Source organism: Xanthomonas sp. JAI131, from assembly GCF_013410075.1.
In the GTDB taxonomy this organism is placed as follows: domain Bacteria; phylum Pseudomonadota; class Gammaproteobacteria; order Xanthomonadales; family Xanthomonadaceae; genus Xanthomonas_A; species Xanthomonas_A bonasiae.
The window spans coordinates 237,786-255,171 of the sequence record NZ_JACCCN010000003.1 but is presented as its reverse complement, the minus strand read 5'-3'; the positions used below and the strand labels follow the sequence as shown (position 1 = coordinate 255,171).

At 70.6% G+C, this 17,386-nt stretch carries 12 protein-coding genes and 1 pseudogene; 9 read left to right on the top strand and 4 right to left on the bottom strand.

Annotated elements, in window-relative coordinates:
• The 3 genes and pseudogenes from gspD to HDC36_RS14120 form a co-directional block, all read left to right on the top strand.
• A complete protein-coding gene (gspD, locus tag HDC36_RS14130) occupies positions 1–2,298 on the top strand; it encodes a type II secretion system secretin GspD (protein WP_179568501.1) in 2,298 nt (765 codons plus the stop codon).
• Positions 2,299–2,304: 6 nt separating this feature from the next.
• On the top strand, positions 2,305–3,138 hold the full coding sequence (locus HDC36_RS14125; protein WP_179568499.1) for a glycosyltransferase: 834 nt from the start codon (positions 2,305–2,307) through the stop codon (positions 3,136–3,138).
• Positions 3,139–3,285: 147 nt separating this feature from the next.
• A pseudogene (locus HDC36_RS14120) lies at positions 3,286–3,475 on the top strand (glycosyltransferase); the annotation flags it as partial.
• A gap of 268 nt (positions 3,476–3,743) precedes the next feature.
• On the opposite strand, the gene HDC36_RS14115 reads toward HDC36_RS14120, so the two are convergent.
• The 4 genes from HDC36_RS14115 to HDC36_RS14100 all read right to left on the bottom strand — a co-directional run bounded on the left by HDC36_RS14115 (position 3,744) and on the right by HDC36_RS14100 (position 9,085).
• Positions 3,744–4,481, bottom strand: a complete 738-nt coding sequence (locus tag HDC36_RS14115; RefSeq protein ID WP_179568497.1) for a UTRA domain-containing protein — start codon at positions 4,479–4,481, stop codon at positions 3,744–3,746.
• A 348-nt stretch (positions 4,482–4,829) separates the two neighbouring features.
• Positions 4,830–5,411 (bottom strand): nicotinamide riboside transporter PnuC, encoded by a 582-nt coding sequence (gene pnuC, locus HDC36_RS14110; RefSeq protein ID WP_179568495.1) that lies wholly within the window; start codon positions 5,409–5,411, stop codon positions 4,830–4,832.
• Between the two features lie 209 nt (positions 5,412–5,620).
• Positions 5,621–7,783, bottom strand: coding sequence for a TonB-dependent receptor (locus HDC36_RS14105; RefSeq protein WP_179568493.1), 2,163 nt, complete (start codon positions 7,781–7,783; stop codon positions 5,621–5,623).
• A 153-nt stretch (positions 7,784–7,936) separates the two neighbouring features.
• A complete protein-coding gene (locus HDC36_RS14100; protein WP_179568491.1) occupies positions 7,937–9,085 on the bottom strand; it encodes a phosphotransferase in 1,149 nt (382 codons plus the stop codon).
• Between the two features lie 369 nt (positions 9,086–9,454).
• On the opposite strand from HDC36_RS14100, the gene HDC36_RS14095 reads away from it, so the two are divergent.
• From HDC36_RS14095 to pncB, 6 genes are all read left to right on the top strand, one after another.
• Positions 9,455–10,300, top strand: coding sequence for a glycosyltransferase family 2 protein (locus HDC36_RS14095; RefSeq protein WP_179568489.1), 846 nt, complete (start codon positions 9,455–9,457; stop codon positions 10,298–10,300).
• Positions 10,301–10,471: 171 nt separating this feature from the next.
• Complete coding sequence (locus HDC36_RS14090; protein WP_179568487.1) at positions 10,472–11,440, top strand: hypothetical protein; 969 nt, start codon at positions 10,472–10,474, stop codon at positions 11,438–11,440.
• Positions 11,441–11,489: 49 nt separating this feature from the next.
• A complete protein-coding gene (locus tag HDC36_RS14085) occupies positions 11,490–13,379 on the top strand; it encodes a glycosyltransferase family 2 protein (RefSeq protein WP_318241329.1) in 1,890 nt (629 codons plus the stop codon).
• Complete coding sequence (locus tag HDC36_RS14080) at positions 13,327–14,841, top strand: hypothetical protein (protein ID WP_179568485.1); 1,515 nt, start codon at positions 13,327–13,329, stop codon at positions 14,839–14,841. Before HDC36_RS14085 ends, HDC36_RS14080 begins: the two co-directional genes overlap by 53 nt.
• A 14-nt stretch (positions 14,842–14,855) precedes the next feature.
• The gene (locus HDC36_RS14075; protein WP_225209905.1) at positions 14,856–15,812 is read left to right on the top strand and encodes a glycosidase-like protein; all 957 of its coding nucleotides are present in this window, start codon (positions 14,856–14,858) and stop codon (positions 15,810–15,812) included.
• A gap of 240 nt (positions 15,813–16,052) precedes the next feature.
• Entirely contained in the window at positions 16,053–17,234 is a 1,182-nt protein-coding gene (pncB, locus tag HDC36_RS14070; RefSeq protein ID WP_179568483.1) for a nicotinate phosphoribosyltransferase, read from the top strand.
• Positions 17,235–17,386: the final 152 nt, after the last annotated feature.

Here is a 17,386-nt window from a genome sequence, read left to right as displayed (position 1 = left end):
ATGACGCCGCGCTTGTTTTCCCTGTTCCTCGCGATCGGCCTGGTGGCCGGCTGCGCCACCACGCCCTCGCCGGACGTCCGCCGCGGCGCCGCGATCAATCCCAACGTCGGCGCCGCCGGCAGCACCAGCACCACGACCGACGGAACCACGGGCACGGCCGATCCCAACGACGTGCCGGACCGCGTCGCCCCGGTGATCCGCCGCGGCAGCGGCAGCATGATCAATTCCAGCGCCGCCGCCGCGCCGGCACCGTCGCTGGCCAACGCCAGCAGCGGCAGCGCCACCTTCAACTTTGAAGGCGAGTCGGTGCACGCGGTGGTCAAGGCGATCCTCGGCGACATGCTCGGGCAGAACTACGTGATCGCGCCGGGCGTGCAGGGCACCGTGACCCTGGCCACGCCCAAGCCGGTGTCGCCGGCGCAGGCGCTGAACCTGCTGGAGATGGTGCTGGGCTGGAACAACGCACGCATGGTCTACAGCGGTGGCCGCTACAACATCGTGCCCGCCGACCAGGCCCTGGCCGGCACGGTGGCGCCGAGCACCGCCTCGCCGGCCAGCGCGCGCGGCTTTGAGGTGCGCGTGGTGCCGCTGAAGTTCATTTCCGCCAGCGAGATGAAGAAGGTGCTGGAGCCGTACGCGCGGCCGAACGCGATCGTCGGCATCGACGGCTCGCGCAACGTCATCACCCTCGGCGGTACCCGTGCGGAACTGGAGAACTACCTGCGCACGGTGCAGATCTTCGACGTGGACTGGCTGTCGGGCATGTCGGTGGGCGTGTTCCCGATCCAGTCGGGCAAGGCCGAGCAGGTCGCCGCGGACCTGGAAAAGGTGTTCGGCGAGAACAGCAAGACGCCCAGTGCCGGCATGTTCCGCTTCATGCCGCTGGAGAACGCCAACGCGGTGCTGGTGATCACCCCGCAGGCGCGCTATCTGGACCAGATCCAGGAGTGGCTGGACCGGATCGACAGCGCCGGCGGCGGCAGCCGGCTGTTCTCCTACGAACTGAAATACATCAAGGCCAAGGACCTGGCCGACCGCCTGGCCGAAGTGTTCGGCGCCGGCGGCAACCGCAGCGATTCCAACGCCTCGCTGATGCCGGGCACGCAGCTGAGCCAGATGGGCGGTGGCGGCCTCAACGGCAGCAGCGACGGCAGCCTGGGCGGCAGCAGCAGCCTCAACGGCAGCAGCGACAGCCTGTCCTCGAGCAGCGGCGGTTCCTCGTCCGGCAGCAGCAGCGGCGGGCTGGGCAACGGCAGCCTGCAGCTGTCGCCGCGCACCTCCGGCAACGGCAGCGTGACCCTGGAAGTGCAGGGCGACAAGGTCGGCGTGTCGGCGGTGGAGGAGACCAACACCTTGCTGGTGCGTTCCACGCCGCAGTCGTGGCGCTCGATCCGCGACGTGGTCGAGAAGCTCGACGTGATGCCGATGCAGGTGCACATCGAGGCGCAGGTGGCCGAGGTCAGCCTGACCGGCGATCTGCAGTACGGGGTGAACTGGTTCTTCGAGAATTCGGTCAACGCCTCTGCCGACAGCACCGTGAGCAACAGCACCGGGCTGGGCGTCGGCGGCGGCCTGCCCAGCGCCGCCGGGCGCAGCATCTGGGGCGATATCGCCGGCAAGGTCGGCAGCAGCGGCCTGGGCTGGACCTTCCTCGGCAAGAACGCCGCGGCGGTGATCAGCGCGCTGGACAAGGTCACCAACCTCAAGCTGCTGCAGACCCCGTCGGTGTTCGTGCGCAACAACGCCGAGGCCACGCTCAACGTGGGCACGCGCATTCCGATCAACTCGACCTCGATCAACACCGGCATCGGTACCGACAGCACCTACTCGTCGGTGCAATACATCGATACCGGCGTGATCCTGAAGGTGCGTCCGCGGGTGACCAAGGACGGCATGGTGTTCCTGGACATCGTGCAGGAAGTCAGCACGCCGGGCGCGCGCCCGGCGGCGTGCACCTCGGGCACCTCCACCGTGGCCAACAGCTCGGCCTGCAACGTGGACATCAACACGCGCCGGGTCAAGACCGAGGCGGCGGTGCAGAGCGGCGACACCATCATGCTCGCCGGCCTGATCAACGACAGCACCACCGACGGCAGCGCCGGCGTGCCGCTGCTGAGCAAGTTGCCGGTGGTCGGCGCCTTGTTCGGACAGAAGTCGCAGCAGAAGAGCCGCAACGAAGTGATCGTGCTGCTGACCCCGACGATCGTGCGCAACCCGCAGGAAGCGCGCAATCTCACCGACGAGTACGGGCAGAAGTTCAAGGCGATGCAGCCGCTGCCGGCATCGGGCAAGAAGTAGGCGCAGGTGACCCTGCCCATCGTGCTGCTGCCGGTCGGCGTCGACGACGCCGCGCTGGACGCATGCCTGGGCGCGCTGGAGGCGCATACCCCGGCCGGTACCCGGGTGTGGCTGGCCGACGACGCGCAGGCCGGGCCGCGCGGGCAGCGCGTGGTCGAGGCCTGGCTGGCGCATACCCGCCTGCAGGCGGACTACACCCGGCGCCCGCGCATGCTCGGCGAGGTCGCGCATCTGGACGAGATGCTGCGCGCTTGCGGCGCCGCCGACGTGGTGGTGCTGGCCGCGGACGCGCAGCCGCTGCCCGGCTGGCTGCAGCACCTGGGCGCGTGCCTGGCGCGCGATGCGGCCATCGCCAGCGCCACGCCGTGGAGCAATGCCGGCGAAGCCTGCGCCTGGCCGCGGCTGGGCGAGATCAATCCGCTGCCCGACGATGGCGAACGCCTGGCCCGCGCCTGCGCGGCGCTGCCGCCGGAGCATCCGGAGCTGCCGTCGGCGGTGTGCCATGCGGTGGCGTTGCGCGGCGCCGCGCGGCAGCGCGCCGGCGGCCTGGACGCGAGCAGTTACGGTTCCTGGTACGCGGCGCTGATCGACCTGTCGCTGCGCATGGCCGGACTCGGCTGGCGCAACGTGCTGTGCGAAACAGCCTACGTCGCGCGCAGCGGCGAAGGCCGCGCCGCCGACGGCGACATGGATGCGCTGGCCACGCGCTGGCCGGCCTGGCACGCGCGCCTGGCCGGCTTCCTGATGCACGATCCGCTGCGCGCGCGCCGCGAGGACCTGCAACGCCTGTACGCCGACCTGCCGCCGCCGGACCCGCAGCGCGCGCTGTTCGATACCTAGCCTGCGACAATTGTAGGAGCGGCTTCAGCCGCGACAGATGGCCGGCAACGTGTCGCGGCTGAAGCCGCTCCTACAGGTGCATGTCTGCCATGCTCCCGCCAACGCGCAGGCCGGCCTCACTCCGGTGGCGCCTGCACCTCAACCGTCACTTCCTACGTGGCGCACAGCGGCGAAGGCCGCGCCGCCGCCGGCGACATGGACGCGCTGGCCGGCTTGGCACGCGCGCCTGGCCGGCTTCCTGATGCACGATCCGCTGCGCGCGCGCCGCGAGGACCTGCAACGCCTGTACGCCGAGCTGCCGCCGCCGGACCCGCAGCGCGCGTTGTTCGACGTCTAGCGCGTTTTCGACGCGGGCATCTGCAATCGGCCAATCTGCGGAGTGTTGTCAGTCGGCGGAGTGTTGTGGGAGCGACTTCAGTCGCGACGGGCTCTACCGGTAAAGCCCGTCGCGACTGAAGTCGCTCCCACAAGGTTCAAGAGGTCCGTAATGGTCGTTGGCTTGGGCACACCCGCCGCGCGCGGCTTGATCGGCGCATTCGCGATGCCATTGCCGGGCCGGGCGGACGCGACCGCAACCGCCCGCCACCGCCGGACGCGCGCCGGCCTCACTCAGGCGGGGCCTGCACGTCCACCGTCACTTCCAGCACGTCGTGGCGCCAGGACTCGATGTCGAATTCCACCGCGCGGCCGTCGGCGGCGTAGCTCACCCGCTGCAGCCGGAAGCACGGCGTGCCGGCGGTGGACTGCAGCAGCGCGGCCTGCTCGGCGACCAGCGTGGCCGGGTACATCGACAGCCGGCTGCGCGCCTGGCGCAACCCGAGCCGTTGTCCCAGCACCGCGCTGAGCGAGCCGGCCAGGTCGTGATCGAGCAGGGTCGGCGCCCATGCGGCGAGAATCGCATTGGTCTCCAGCAGCACCGCGCGGCGGCCGATCCAGCGCCGGCGCTGCAGCACGAATACCTCGGCCCCGGCATCGTCCAGTTCCAGGTGCCGCGCCAGCGTCGCGCCGGCCGACTGGCGGCGCGCGCCGAGCAGTTCGGTACGCGGCGTGCCGCCTTGCGCGGCGACGTACTGCATGAAGCCGGCGATGCTGGTGGGATCGTGGCGCACGCGCGCTGCGCTGACGAACCAGCCGCGCCGGTTCTCGCGGTAGATGTAGCCTTCCGATTCCAGTTGCTGCAGCGCCTCGCGCAAGGTGATGCGGGTGCAGCCGAACAGCGCGGCCAGTTCGCGTTCCACCGGCAGGCGCTGGTCCGCGGCCCATTCGCCGCCGACGATGCGCGCGAGCAGTGCATCGACGATGCGCTGGCCGAAGCCGGCGGCGGGATTCAACGGCGTGGGCATGGGGTCTCCGTGGCGGTGTTGCACTGTTCTTGCCCATGGTCGCAGGCAACGACGCTGGTGGGAGCGGCTGCGGTCTCGACAGGCCTCGCTTGCAAAGCCCGTCGCGGCGGACGACCCGGGCCATCCGCAGCCGCTCCCACAACGCTCCGCTCACTGCAATGCCAGGGTCGAGCGGCTCCAGCATAGCGATGCCGCGCGCGCTCGTGGCACTGCGGCGCGACCGGCACGCCGGGCTAACGCAGGCTGGCGTGAATCGTCTGCGCTTGTTGCGCGCCGGTCACGACGATCGTCCCGGCCTGCACGCCGACGCCGTCCTGCGTGGATCGCAGCGCATGCGGATGGGCCGGCTCATGGCGACGACTGCGCGGCGACGGCGCGCCGCAGGTCCGCCCGCCACAGCCGCAGGCCGTAGATCGCCAGCACCACGAAACCGGCGTACAGCGCCGCGGTGGGATACAGCCCCTTGTAGACGAAGACGCCGACGTAGACGCAGTCGAGCACGATCCACAGGGTCCAGTTGGCGATGCGCTTGCGCGCCGCCCAGAAGCTGGCGACCAGGCTGAAGGCGGACAGCGCCGCGTCCAGCCACGGCAGCGCGGCATCGGTATGGCGATGCATCAGCCAGCCAAGCGACAGCGCGCCGGCGGCGCCCGCCAGCAGCGACAGCGCCGCTTCGCGCCGCGGCAGCGGGCCGACCTGGACCTTGCCGTGCTCCAGCCGGCCCTGGCTCCAGCGCCACCAGCCGTAGCCCTGCAGGAACACGTAGACGCCCTGCAGCAGCATGTCCGAGTACAGCTTCCATTGGTAGAACAGCCACGCGTACAGCAGCACCGCGACGACGTTGACCGGCCAGCACCAGCGCACCCGGCGTGCGGTCAGCCAGACGCCGAGCACGTTGACCAGCACAGCGAGGAGTTCGAGAGGGGACATTGTTGGAAGGCCGGGATTGGGGATTGGAGATTAGGGAGTGGAGAGGTTCCGCGAGTGCGAAACAATGCGCTCGTTTGTGGGAGCGCTTCAACCGCGACGGGCTTTCCAGGAAGTCCTGTCGCGGCCAAGGCCGCTCTTAAGACAGTGACGCTTCGTGTCCCGCTCCCGGCCTTTACGAATCCCCAATCCCGAATCCCCACTCCCGGCCCTCAAAAATCGAACTGCAGCGCCAGCCGCGCCGTGCGCGGCGCGCCCAGGAACAGATAGTCGTCGCCCATGTAGTCGCCGACGTCGCGCCAGTAGCGCTTGTCGGTGAGGTTGTCCACGCTCAGCCGCAGCGTGGTCGGCAGCGTGCCCAGCCGCGTCGCGTAGCGCGCGCCCAGGGTGTAGACGGTGTAGCCGCCGACGGCGACGCGGCCGCTGCGGTCGGCGTACTTGGCGCCGCTGTACTGCGCGCCGCCCAGCAGCGCCAGGCCGCTCGCCCCGGGCACGTCCCAACTGGCCTGGGCGCTGGCGCGCAGCCTGGGCACGTTCAACGCCTGGTGGCCTTCGTAGGCCGGCGTGCCGGTGTCTTCGGCGCGCGCGCGGATGCCGGCGACGCTGGCCTGCAGGTGCAGCCGCTCGCCGATCGCGCCGTCGGCCGACAGTTCGATGCCGCGGTTGTGCAGGCGGCCCTGCTGCACATACAGGAAGCTGCCGTCGGCCTGCGGCTGCGCGTACTGGTAGGCCTGGCGGATGTCGAACACGGCCGCGCCCAGCGCCAGGCCGTCGCGCTCGTATTTCAGGCCGGCTTCGGTCTGGTAGGCGCTGGTCGGGGCGAGGATCGCATCGGCGTTGCTGGCGAACCACGACGCGGTGCCGCCCGGCGCCAGGCCCTTGGCGAAGCTGGCATACAGCGACAGCGTGTCCTGCGGCTTGAACAGCAGCGCCGCCTGCGGCAGCAATTCCGAGCGGCGGGTGTGGCGGGTCAGCGCGCCGTCGCGATCCCAGGCACGCTCGTCGTAGCGCACCTGGCGCGCGCCCAGCAGCAACTGCCAGGCCTCGCCGATGCCGATGCGGTCGCTGGCCAGCAGCGACTGCTGGGTGCTGTCCAGGCGCCGGCGCTTGGGGCCGAGTTCGGCGTCGGCCTGGGCCAGCAGCGGCGGATCGGCGTCGATAGTGCCGCTGCCGATCCATTCGTTGATCGAGCCGTGCTGGTCGATGGTGCGTTGCAGGTAGTCCACGCCGATGTTGAGCTGGTGCTGCAGCGCGCCGGTGGCGAACGTGCCGGACACGGTCGCCTGCACCTGGTCGTTGCGGCGCGTGTCGTCGGGGCTGCGGTAGTCGTAGAGGTCGTAGTCGCCTTCGCGGCTGAAGTAGTTGGGGATCGCGTCGCTGGCGCAGCTGGCCGCGCCGTAGCAGCCCCAGGCGAAGCTGGAATAGTCGTCGATCACCGCGCGGCTGTGCGCTGCCGCCAACTGCGCGCGCCAGGCGTCGTTGAAGCGGTAGTGATAGCGCAGTTGCGCGTTGAGCGAGTCGATGCCGACCGGCTTGGACCAGGGCTGGTAGGCCAGCAGCCGGTGCACCGACACGTCGCCGGGCACGCGCTCGCCGCCGAGCAGTTGATAGCCGGGCACCGAGCGCTGTTGCCGGTCCTGGTATTCCACGTCCAGCTGCAGCGCCGATTGCGGATCGATGTTCCAGTCCGCGGCCAGCGACAGGAAATTGCGGTGGCCGTCGGCATGCTCGACGTAGCTGCGGATGTCCTCGTGTGCGGCGTTGACGCGCAGCCCGAACTGGCGGTCGCGGCCGAACCAGTCGCCCAGGTCCAGCGCGGCGTAGCGGCCGCCGTCGTCGTCGGTGCCGAGCGTCAGCGTGCGCACCTGCTGCGGGCGCTTGGTCGTGTAGTCGATCACGCCGGCCGGTTCGGTGAGGCCGGACTGCAGCCCGGACAGGCCCTTGAGCACCTGCACCTGCTGCTTGTTTTCCAGCGCCACGTTCTGCTCGCCGGTGACGGTCAGGCCGTTGATGCGGTAGCTGTTGGCGGCGTTGAGCGAATAGCCGCGCACCACGAAGTTCTCGTAGTAGCCGATCGGCGCATAGCTGTCGCCGACCGAGGCGTCGGCGCGCAGCACCTCGCTGAGCACGCGCACCTGGCGGTCGTCCAGCTGCGTGCGGTCGATCACCCCGATCGAGGCGGGCGTGTCCAGCAGCGCGGCGTCGCCGTAGCCGCCCAGCGTGGAGCGGTTGCGCGGCTGCTCGCCCTGCACGTTGACCGCGTCCAGTTCGACCGGCGTCTGCGTGTCCGCATCGGCGGCGCGCGCCGGTGCGGCGGTGGCGGCCAGCGCCAAGGCCAGGGCGAGCGGCGCGAGTGCGGGGAAGGCGTGGGACATGGGAGAACCTCTAAGCGGGAGTCGGAACGGAAAGGACGGATGCCGCTGCGCGCGGGCAACGGCGGAGGCGTGGGCGGGCGCGCTGCCGGCCGCGCGGCGCGGCATGCGCGCGCACCGGGCGCGCCGGCGCGCGCGGCAGCGAACGCGAAACGCTCATCGCGCGGCGTCCGCGTGCCGCTGCAACTGCCGCAGCAGGCGCTGGCCTTCCTCGCCGCCGAACCAGTCGGCATGGCCGAGCAGGTAGCGGCGATAGGCGATCTCGGCGTTCGCGTCGGAGCCGGTGATGCCGGCGAAATAGTCGATCTCGGCGAGCGCGAAGTCGGCATGCGCGATCGGCAACAGCGCGGCCAGCAGGCGCAGCTGCGCCGCGTCCAGCGGCAGCAGCTGCGCGTAGCCGTGCAGCAGCGCGTCGAGCTGGTCGAGATCGGCGGGCGCGCGGCCGCCGATGTCCAGATCCAGCCACGGCACCAGGTTGCGTTCGATCGCGGTGGCCAGGTCGAACAGCGCGAAGTTGCGGTCGGCCAGGCCGAAATCGAACACCGCGCTGACCTCGCTCGCCGCGCCGTGGCCGCGCCACAGCAGGTTGGAGGCGTGCCAGTCGCCATGCGTCCACAGCGGCGGCGCTGGCGTTCGCAGCAGCGGCCAGGCGCGCGCGTGCCAGGGCAGCAGATGCCGGCGCAGGTCGCCGCGCCAGTCGCGCCGCTGCAGCCAGGCGGCCAGCGCCGGCCGCGCGCGCAGGTCCTGCTGCAGCGCCTGCAGCGGATCGGCGCCGCCGAACAGGCGCAGGTTGGCGACCAACTGGGTGGTGCTGCGCGGTGGCGCCGTGTAGCCGGCCGCGGCCTGGTGCAGCAGCGCGAGTGCGCGTCCGGCGGCCTGCGCATGGGCGGTGTCGGCGAACGGCCGCCACGACGCCGTGTCGCGGTACAGGTCTTCGCCCGCGGCGGCGCGCTGCACTTCGTAGGTCCAGTCGCCGAGCGCGATCGCGCTGGTGCCGTCGGGCGCGCGCAGCAGTCCCGGCACCGGCATGCCGCGTGCGCGCAGGTGCTCGATGAAACGGTGCTCCTCGTCCAGCGTGCGCGCATCGCGCACGCTGCGGTGATGGCGCTTGACGAACAGCGTGCCCACGGAAGTCTCGACCTCGGCCGCGGCGGAGAACGGGCGCGGGCTGTGCCAGCGCACGGCGCGGACCGCGTCGGGCAGGCCCATGTGCCGCAACAGCGCGTCGACCTCGTCGCTGCGCAGGGGCGGCCAGTCCGCCGCGGCCGGGGCCAGGCTCATGCCGTGGATCTGGTGCGCGCTCATCGGGCCTGTCCCGGCGGCAGGAACGCAGGCGTGGCGTCGCAATGGCGCGGCGCTTCGCGCCTTTCGGGCGTTGGTCTAGACCAGTGATGCGGAGGTTTGCGGCTGCGGCCGACGGCGACATCGGTCGAAAAGCGGCGACGCTGCCGGGCCATCGGCATGCACGGCCGCCAGCGAACTGGGCGGCCGATGCATCTCGATCCTGGCGGCAGCGCGCGGTAGTGGGCGCTAGCCGTCATCTACACCGCGCAAGGCATGGAACCGGGGATTCTACCGCGTCGGCGCGGCGCCCACGCCGCCGAATCGCCGCGCGCGAACGCCGGCCAGGTGCGACGCCTTCTGCGCGCGCGGCTTTGCCCGGATAATCGGCGCATGAGCGAACAGCAGATGGCCGTGGTGGTGGTGACATACGAGAGCGGCAGCACCATCGACGCCTGTCTGCAGCGGCTGCGCGCGGCGGCGGACGTCGCCCAGATCCGCGTGGTCGACAACGCCTCGCGCGACGACACCCTGGCGATCGTGCAGCGCCACGCGCTGGAGGATCGGCGCGTGCGCTTCATCGCCAACCCCGACAATCCCGGGTTCGCCAGCGCCTGCAACCAGGGCGCGGCGGCCAGCGATGCGCCGTGGCTGGCGTTCGTCAATCCGGACCTGATGGTGGAGGCCGACACGCTGGCGCTGCTGCGCGCGCAGGTCGCCGCGCTCGGCGACGCGCTGCTCGGGGTCGAGCAGGTCGACGAGCACGGCCGCGCCGACGCCGCGGTGCGCCGCCGCGATCCGGACTTCGCGGCAATGCTGCGGCATCCGCTGGCCGGTTCGCGGTTGGCGCTGGCGGCCGATCCGGCGCAGCCGTTGCAGCGCGTGGACGCGATCTCCGGCGCGCTGATGCTGCTGCCGCGGGCGCTGTTCGACCGCATCGGCGGCTGGGACGCCGGCTACCGCCTGCATGCCGAGGACCTGGACCTGTGCCGCCGCGCGCGCCAGGCCGGGGCCACCGTGGCGGTGTGCAACCGCCTGCGCGTGCTGCACGTGCGCGGCGTTTCCAGCCGCAAGCGGCCCTGGTTCGTGGAATGGCACAAGCACCGCGGGCTGTGGCGCTATTTCCGCAAGTTCGAGGCGCCCACGCGCACCGCGCCGGTGCGTGCGGCGGTGTGGGCGGTGATCTGGCTGCACGCCTGGGTGACCTTCGCCAGGCTGTGTTGGCGCCGACCTGGCTGAACGCAGCACCAGGCTGGTGCGTGCGCTGGCGCAGGCTGTATGCGTGATGAGCAATTCATTTATCGCGTGATTTGAATCACACAGGAAAGGTGCTACGTTCCTGTCGCGGTTCCGCTACGGAATCGTTTCCTGCTCCCTGTTCCAGGGGCCCCCCTCCAGGAAACAATTGCGATGAACCAGTCGTACGGCGAGCGCCCGCGCTCGTGGTCGCGCGTATGCGCGACTCCCTCTTCCGTGGCCGGCGATGGCCGCGCCCGGCACCGACCTGACCGGCGCGCACGCAGGCTGTCGACGCTGGCGCTGGGCCTGGCCGCACTGGCGACCGGACCGTGTTTCGCCGGGGCCTGGGTGCAGGACGACGGCGCCGCGCTGGCGATCCTCAAGGCCAGCCATAGCGACGGCGGCGCGGTCTACAACAGCCACGGCCAGGACCAGAATTTCCCCGATGCCGGACGCAGCCGCCAGGACCAGCTGAATCTCTATGCCGAGTACGGGCTGAGCGCGGACCTGACCCTGGTCGGCAACTTCTATTTCAGCAAGGTCGGCTATCGCAACGACAGCGGCTACGGCAACCAGCACACCACCGGCTGGGCCGACCAGGAAATCGGCCTGCGCTACCGCCTGGATCCGGACGGCCGCGACGGACCGTGGCAGGGCGCGCTGCAGGTGCTGGCGCTGATCCCCGGCTACAGCCGCCAGGGCGCCGACGATCGCGACCATCCGGCGCTGGGGCAGGGCGACTACGGCGCCGAACTGCGCTACAGCGTCGGCCGCGGCTATCGGGCCGGCAACCACGACGGCTACGTGGACCTCGGCGCGGCGGTGCGCCTGCGCGGCGGCGACTCCGCCGACGAGGCGCGCCTGGACATCAGCAGCGGCCTGGCGCTGGCGCCACGCTGGATGCTGATCGGCGAACTCAACGTGATCCAGGGCCTGGGCAACGGTAACGGCCCCAATCCGGTCTACGCGCCCGGCACCCCGATCCGCGGCAACAACTACGACCTGACCAAGCTGCAGGCCTCGCTGCTGCACACGCTGCCCGGCGGCACCCAGGTGCAGCTCGGCTACCAGCAGCCGGTGGCCGGGCGCAACACCGGCGGCGCGGGTGGCCCGTTCGTCGCCGCCTGGTGGCGGTTCTGACGTGGCCGCGGTGAACCATCCGGCGACGAGCCGCACCGCCGGCGACGCGATCGGCCCGCTCGGCAGCGTGCCCGAGCCGCGCGGCTGGCAGACCCCGATCGGCACCGCGCTGGTCGAAGCCGGGGTCATCGATGCGGCGCAGCTGCAGGACGCGCTGGCGTTGCAGGCGCGTTGGCGTTCGCGCCTGGGCGACGTGGTGCTGGCCCAGCGCGGGGTCACCGCGCTGCGCTTCTACACGGTGCTGTCGGCGCATTTCGGGCTGAACTTCGTCAACCTGCTGCAGCAGCCGATCGACTCCGCCCTGTTCGAGCCGGAGCGCCTGGCCGACTATGCGCAACGCCTGGTGCTGCCGTGGCGGATGGAAGAAGGCCGGCTGGTGCTGGCGGTGGCCGATCCCGGCCCGGAGACCTTCGCCTGGGCGCGCAGCCAGTACGGCGCTGACGTGCGCTTCGTCGGTACCTCCAAGTTCGATGTGGTCTGGGGCCTGCAGCAGCAGGCCGATGCGCAGCTCACCCACGATGCGCTGAACCTGCTCGCCGAACACGCGCCGGAGCATTCGGCCAAGCAGGTGGTGACCCGCAAGCAGGTGGTGTCGCTGTGCACGGTGGCGGCGCTGTTGCTGCTGGCGCTGGCGATCTGGCCGGTGCCGAGCCTGATCGCGATCAACAGCGTGGTCGGGATCGCCTTCGTGGCCACGTTCGCGCTGAAGTTCGCGCTGGCCTGGCTGGGCGCGCGGCGCCGCATCGAGATCAAGGTCACCGACGCGGAAGTGGCCGCGCTCAGCGACGAGGACCTGCCGGTGTATACGGTGCTGGTGCCGATGTACAAGGAGCCGGACGTGTTGCCGATCCTGGCCAACGCGCTGCGCCGGCTCGACTACCCGACCTCCAAGCTGGACGTGAAGCTGGTGCTGGAGGCCGACGACACCGAGACCATCGAGGCGGCCAAGGCGCTGGGCCTGGAGGCGTTCTTCGAGATCATCCGGGTGCCGCCGTCGCAGCCCAAGACCAAGCCGAAGGCGTGCAACTACGCGCTGCAGTTCGCGCGCGGGCAGATGCTCACCATCTACGACGCCGAGGACAAGCCGGAGCCTGACCAGCTCAAGCGCGCGGTCGCCGCGTTCCGCAAGTCGCCGGCCGACGTGGCCTGCATCCAGGCGCGGCTGAACTACTACAACGCCGACGAGAACTGGCTCACGCGCATGTTCACGCTGGAATACACGCTGTGGTTCGACTTCTACCTGCCGGCGCTGGAAACCCTGCGCATCCCGATCCCGCTGGGCGGCACCTCCAACCACTTCCGCCTGGACATCCTGCGCAAGGTGCGCGCCTGGGACCCGTACAACGTCACCGAGGACGCCGACCTGGGCGTGCGCCTGACCCAGCAGGGCTACCGGGTCAGCGTGGTCAACTCGACCACGTTCGAGGAAGCCAACGTCAGCATTCCCAACTGGATCCGGCAGCGTTCGCGCTGGCTCAAGGGCTACATGCAGACCTGGCTGGTGCACATGCGCGATCCGGTGCAGCTGTACCGCTCGGTCGGTTTCCGCGGCTTCTGGGGTTTCCAGTTCTTCGTCGGCGGCACCTTCTTCACCGCGCTGATCGCCCCGCCGATGTGGCTGATCTACGGCATCTGGGCGCTGACCGACACGCATGCGTTCAATCCGTTCTTCCCGCCCGCGCTGCTGTACCTGAGCCTGCTCAACCTGCTGCTGGGCAACGGCTTCCTGATCTACATGACCTTGCTGGCGGCGTTCAAGCGCGACTACTTCCGGCTGGCGCCGTACGCGCTGACCGTGCCGCTGTACTGGCTGCTGCAATCGGTCGCCGCCTACAAGGGCCTGTGGCAGCTCATCCACAATCCGTTCTACTGGGAAAAGACCACCCATGGCATCAGCAAGCACATGGCCGAAGAGCGCCGCGCCGCACTCGACGACTGAGACGCCGCGGCGCCCGCGCGGCGTCGCGGTGTTCGTGGTCACCGCCGCGTTGCTGGCGCTGCTGTGCCAGCGCTTGCTGGCGCACGGCTACATGAGCGACGACGCGATGGCGCAGTACGCCAAGCTGCTGCTGTTGCGCGACGCGGCCGGTTTCCGCACCGAATACCTGGGCTTCCTGTACGCGCAGGCCTCGCTGTACCTGGGCCTGGTGATCGGCGGCGTGCCGGGGCTGTCCACGCCGTTGTTGCCGTACCTGGCGGATGTGCTGGCCGGCGCGGCGATGGTGACCCTGCTGTGGCGCGACCTCGCCGCGGGCCTGGGCCGCGCCTGGGCCTGGGGCCTGTGCGCGGCGCTGGTGCTGCAGCCGTTCTTCCTGTGGCCGACGCTGTCGGGCAACAACCAGGGCCTGGGCCTGCTGGTGTTCTACCTGACCTGCCGCGCGCTGCGCCATTTCCGCGACGATCCGGAAGCCTTCGCCTACCTGCGCCTGGCGCTGGGCCTGTGCCTGCTGTTCTTCGTCGACGAACGCGCCTGCTTCCTGGCCGTGGCGATGGCGCCGTGGCTGGGCGTGATCGCGCCGCAGGGCATGCTGCGGCGTGCGCCGCTGTCGTTCTACCTGGTGTGCTACCTGCCGTTCCTGTTCGCGGTCGCGACCTGGATGTACCTCAACTATCTGTTCTTCGGCGATGCGCTGCTGTTCGTGCGCGACCAGCATTCGGCGTTCCGCGGCAGCTACGCGCAGGCCGCGCTGCAGCCGTGGCTGCAACAGGCCATGGCGCGGCCGTGGTGGCCGCCGCTGTACCTGGCGCTGGCCGGCCTGGTCACCACGCCGCTGCTGTTGCTGGTGCGGCGCACGCGCCTGAGCAACACCTGGCGCTGGGTGCTGGTGGCGACGGTCACCGTGATCGGCGCCGGCACGCTGGCGGCATGGGCGCGCTTCAGCGCGCAGCCGCTGGATTTCCTGGCGCTGATGGTGGTGCCGGCGGCGCTGGTGCTGGGCGACCTGCGCCGCGAGTTGCGCTGGCCGGCGTTGGCGCTGCTGCTGCTGGGCGCCGTCGCCAGCGGCTGGGTCATCGCGCAGACCGCCGCGTCGACCACCCGCGACTGGGCGACGGCCCTGCGCGCGCCGGTGCCGCCGCGGCACCCGGACGAAGCCCGGCTGGGCGCCTGGCTGGCCGAGGCGCGGCTGCCGACCCTGCTCGACGATCGCGCCGGCTACGCGGTGATCGTGGCGCGCGGCGATGCGCAGGGCCTGATCCTGCCGTTCGACCCACGCTTCAAGCGCGCGCTGGACGACCCGCGGCAGATGCCGGCGCAGGTGGTGGTGGCCGATCCGGCCAGCCAGGCCGGGGTCCTGGACAGCGTCAACCGGCGCCTGCCGCAGCTGTGGCAGCAGGGCCTGCCGGGCTACAGTCTGGTCTACCGACAAGGGTCCTACCGGGTATGGCGTCGATCGCCGTGAGGTGGCTGCTGGGCATGCTGTTCGCGACGAGCGTGTGCGGCTGCGGCGCGGCCACGCCCGCGGCAGCGCCGTGGATGGGCGCCAACGTCAAGGTGTCGGCGCAGGCGCCGTGGGGCAGCGACGCGGCGCAGCGCTCGCTGCAGCAGTTGGCCGATGCCGGCGCCGAGCGCGCGCTGCTGGTCGCCTTCGTCTGGCAGGCCACGCCGCAGTCCGACGATCCGGTGCTGGGCAGCGACAGCACTCCCGAACAGGTGCGCGCCGGGCTGCGGCAGATGCGCGCGGCCGGCCTGCAGCCGGTGCTGAAGGTGCATCTGTGGATTCCCGGCCATTGGGCCGGCGACGCCGCGCCGGCCGATCGCGCGGCGTGGTTCGGCGCCTACCGGCGCGCGCTGCTGCAGCTGGCGCAGGTCGCCGCCGACGAGCGGGCCGAGGCCTTGATCGTCGGCACCGAATTGCGCGGCCTGCAGGACGCGCCGCAATGGCCCGAGCTGGTCGCGGCGGTGCGCCAGGTCTACCGCGGTCCGCTCGGCTATGTGGCCGACGGCCTGGAGCAGGCCGAGCGGTTCGGCTACTGGGAGCGCTTCGATTTCGTCGGCACCAGCCTGTATCCGGCGTTGTCGGCGGTGCCGGCGCAGCGCTTGACGCAGATGCGCGCGGCGGCCGCGCGGGTGCAGGCGCTGGGCACGCGCAGCGGACGCCCGGTGTGGGTGGCGGAACTGGGGCTGCGCTCGGCGCGCGGCAGCCTGGCCGCACCCTGGGAGAGTCCCGAGCAACGCAGCGCCGCGGTGGACACCGCCTTGCAGGCGCAGGTGCTGCAGGACTGGCGCCGGGTGTTGGGCGAGCAACGCATCGCCGGCATCGCGCTGTGGTGCTGGTACACCGATCCGGACGCCGGCGGCGCGCACGACAGCGATTTCACCGTGCAGCACAAGCCGGCGCAGGCGGTGCTGGCGCGCAGCGCTGCGCACTGACGCTTCCTGTAGGAGCGGCTTCAGCCGCGACCGAGACTTGCCGGTAACGCCCGGTCGCGACTGAAGCCGCTCCTACAGGGGGCTAGCGGCGTGCTGGCTGGGTGCACTGTGGGAGGGGCTTGAGCCCCGACAGTTTCCGAAGCGGGTGGGGTTCCCTGCTTCGTTCGTCGCGGCTGAAGCCGCTCCTGCAAGGGAAGGAAAAGGCGGGAGCCGGCAACACGCTGGGCGCATAATCGCGCGATGATCATCGATTCGCTGCTCGACACCGACCTCTACAAGTTCACGATGATGCAGGCGGTGCTGCATCAGCATCCCGGCGCGCAGGTGGAGTACCGCTTCAAATGCCGCACGCCGGGCATCGACCTGGCGCAGTTCATCGGGCAGATCTCCGACGAGATCGACGCGCTGTGCGCGCTGCGCTTCCGCGCCGAGGAGCTGGACTACCTGCGCGGCCTGCGCTTCATCAAGCCGGACTTCGCCGATTTCCTCGGGCTGTTCCATCTGGACCGCAAGTACCTGCAGCTGCAGGCCTCGGCCACGGTGCCGGGCGAGATCGAGCTCAGCATCCGCGGGCCGTGGCTGCACACCATCCTGTTCGAAGTGCCGCTGCTGGCGATCGTCAACGAGGTCTGGTTCCGCAACACCGGCGGCGACCACCACGACGAGGGCCTGCGCCGGCTGCGGGCCAAGATCGCGCTGTTGCGCGACAGCAGCGGCTACGGCGGCTGCGCGATCGCCGACTACGGTACCCGCCGCCGCTATTCGCGGGCCTGGCACGGCGAGCTGTTGCCGGTGCTGCAGCAGACCCTGGGTGCGCAGTTCGTCGGCACCAGCAACGTGTATTTCGCGCATCGCTACGGGCTGACCCCGCTGGGCACGATGGCCCACGAATACCTGCAGGCGTTCCAGGCGCTGGGTCCGCGGCTGCGCGATTCGCAGGCCGCGGCGCTGGAATCGTGGGCGCGCGAATACCGCGGCGACCTCGGCATCGCCCTGTCCGACGTGGTCGGGCTGGACGCCTTCCTGCGCGATTTCGACGCGTACTTCTGCAAGCTGTTCGACGGCATGCGCCACGATTCCGGCGACCCGTTCGAGTGGGGCGAGCGCGTGCTGGCGCATCTGCAGCGGCACCGGGTGGACCCGCGCGGCAAGGTCCTGGTGTTCAGCGACGGCCTGGACATCGACAAGGTGATGCGGCTGTACGCGCATTTCCACGGTCGCTGCATGCTCGCTTTCGGCGTCGGCACCAACCTCACCAACGACCTGGGGCCGACCCCGCTGCAGATCGTGATCAAGATGGTCCGCTGCAACGGCCAGCCGGTGGCCAAGCTCAGCGACTCGCCGGGCAAGAACCTGTGCGACGACCCGGCATATCTGGCCTATCTGCGTCAGGTCTTTGACGTGGCGGCCGATCACCCATAGTGGGACGTGTGCCTGCCTGCCTCGGGACGGTTGCGACGAAAATGGCGGGAGATTGGGCTGGAAGGGACTTTGCTGTGGCGCAGCAGTGGGCTACCATTGGCGGTGAAAGTGAGAACTGTGTCGCATTAGTGGCAATGTTCGCCATATTGGCA

Coding starts and splice junctions, on each gene's coding strand:
- gspD (WP_179568501.1), top strand. CDS start 1: ATGACGCCGCGCTTGTTTTCCCTGTTCCTCGCGATCGGCCTGGTGGCC.
- HDC36_RS14100 (WP_179568491.1), bottom strand. CDS start 9,085: ATGAGCGCGCACCAGATCCACGGCATGAGCCTGGCCCCGGCCGCGGCG.
- HDC36_RS14090 (WP_179568487.1), top strand. CDS start 10,472: ATGAACCAGTCGTACGGCGAGCGCCCGCGCTCGTGGTCGCGCGTATGC.
- HDC36_RS14115 (WP_179568497.1), bottom strand. CDS start 4,481: ATGCCCACGCCGTTGAATCCCGCCGCCGGCTTCGGCCAGCGCATCGTC.
- pnuC (WP_179568495.1), bottom strand. CDS start 5,411: ATGTCCCCTCTCGAACTCCTCGCTGTGCTGGTCAACGTGCTCGGCGTC.
- pncB (WP_179568483.1), top strand. CDS start 16,053: ATGATCATCGATTCGCTGCTCGACACCGACCTCTACAAGTTCACGATG.
- HDC36_RS14095 (WP_179568489.1), top strand. CDS start 9,455: ATGAGCGAACAGCAGATGGCCGTGGTGGTGGTGACATACGAGAGCGGC.
- HDC36_RS14105 (WP_179568493.1), bottom strand. CDS start 7,783: ATGTCCCACGCCTTCCCCGCACTCGCGCCGCTCGCCCTGGCCTTGGCG.
- HDC36_RS14080 (WP_179568485.1), top strand. CDS start 13,327: ATGGCATCAGCAAGCACATGGCCGAAGAGCGCCGCGCCGCACTCGACG.
- HDC36_RS14075 (WP_225209905.1), top strand. CDS start 14,856: ATGCTGTTCGCGACGAGCGTGTGCGGCTGCGGCGCGGCCACGCCCGCG.